Below are 1,321 nucleotides of genomic sequence, written 5' to 3'. Positions count from 1 at the left end.
CGATCAATCCAATTTCCAACCAAAGATAAACCAAAGCAAGTGATGAAGTAAAGCACTGCCAAGGCCGCGAACATCGGCAAGATGTAGTTGGCATCTTGCCCATAAATGACTTGAGCATGTTGCATTAATTCTGGAACCACGATGATCGTCGCTAAAGAAGTATCCTTAATTAAGGAAACAAACTGACTAATCAAAGTCGGAATCATTTTCTTATAACCTTGGGGCAAAATAATATGCCATAAGGCTTGGACAAAAGTCATTCCTACGGACCGCGCCCCTTCCATTTGTCCGGTATCGACTGCGTTCAAGCCCGAACGGACAATTTCGGCAATCATGGCGGATTCAAAGACGGTCATCGCCATAATGGCTGCCGGAATCGTTGCCGGCTTGAAACCTAAGTTGGGCAGACCAAAATAGGTAAAGAAGATAATCAACAAGAGCGGTAAGTTCCGGATAATATCAATCACAAAACCAACAATCTTGGAAAGATAGGCAATTTTGGAATAACGCAAAACTCCTAAGACGGAGCCGACAATGAAACTCAAGACCACGGAAATGACCGAAATTAAAATAGTCACTCCCAGTCCCATAATTAAGAAGCGGAGGTTCATTCCTGAATAAGCATTTAACCATGTTTGCATGAATTTTCCCTCCTAAACCAATCTTTTTTCCAGATACTGCATATAATAGCTCAAAGGCAGGGTAATGATTAAATACAAAATCCCGACCACAAAGTAACTATTAATAGTATCAAAAGTTAAGGAAGCAATAGAATTAGCCTGATACATTAAGTCAAAACCGGCCACAAAAGCGAGTACGGAAGAATTCTTGACCAAATTGATGAATTGATTGCCTAGCGGCGGAATAACTATCTTAAAAGCCTGAGGCAAAATAATATAGCGCATCGCTTGAACATAGGTCATGCCCACTGACCGGGAGGCTTCCATCTGCCCTTGGTCGACTGATTGAATCCCAGAACGAACCGTTTCCGCAATAAAAGCGGAAGTATAAAGGGTCAATCCAATCGTTCCCGCCGTAAAACCATTGATTTTAACAATATATAAAGGAATAACTAAATAGAAGAACATGGTAATAACTAATAAAGGAATATTTCGAAAAACTTCCACATAAACCCGCCCGATTAAACGACAGGCCCGATTAGGAACAACTTCTAAAATCGCAAATAAAGTTCCGATAATTAAACTGGCGATCAACGCCAAAACACTCGACAACAAGGTCCAGCCGAAACCAACCAGGAGTTGCGAGCCATAATCCGTAAAAATTTTCAGCATTATTGATACAACTCCTTATAATTAAATCC

General features: G+C 40.7%; 2 protein-coding genes. Both read right to left on the bottom strand.

The window, feature by feature from the left end:
* On the bottom strand, nt 1-641 hold a 641-nt coding region (locus HU830_RS08695; protein ID WP_176943360.1), incomplete at its 3' end, for an amino acid ABC transporter permease.
* Between the two features lie 12 nt (nt 642-653).
* Nucleotides 654-1,292 (bottom strand): amino acid ABC transporter permease, encoded by a 639-nt coding sequence (locus tag HU830_RS08690; RefSeq protein ID WP_176943359.1) that lies wholly within the window; start codon nt 1,290-1,292, stop codon nt 654-656.
* Between the last annotated feature and the right edge of the window lie 29 nt (nt 1,293-1,321).

Origin of the sequence: Bombilactobacillus apium, from assembly GCF_013385145.1 — a bacterium.
In the GTDB taxonomy this organism is placed as follows: Bacteria; Bacillota; Bacilli; order Lactobacillales; family Lactobacillaceae; genus Bombilactobacillus; species Bombilactobacillus apium.
The sequence above is the reverse complement of the archived record's forward strand: the minus strand, read 5'-3'. Positions and strand labels throughout refer to the sequence as shown.

What these genes read in the sequence shown, in the direction of transcription:
- HU830_RS08690 (WP_176943359.1), bottom strand. Translation starts at nt 1,292, where the DNA reads ATGCTGAAAATTTTTACGGATTATGGCTCGCAACTCCTGGTTGGTTTC.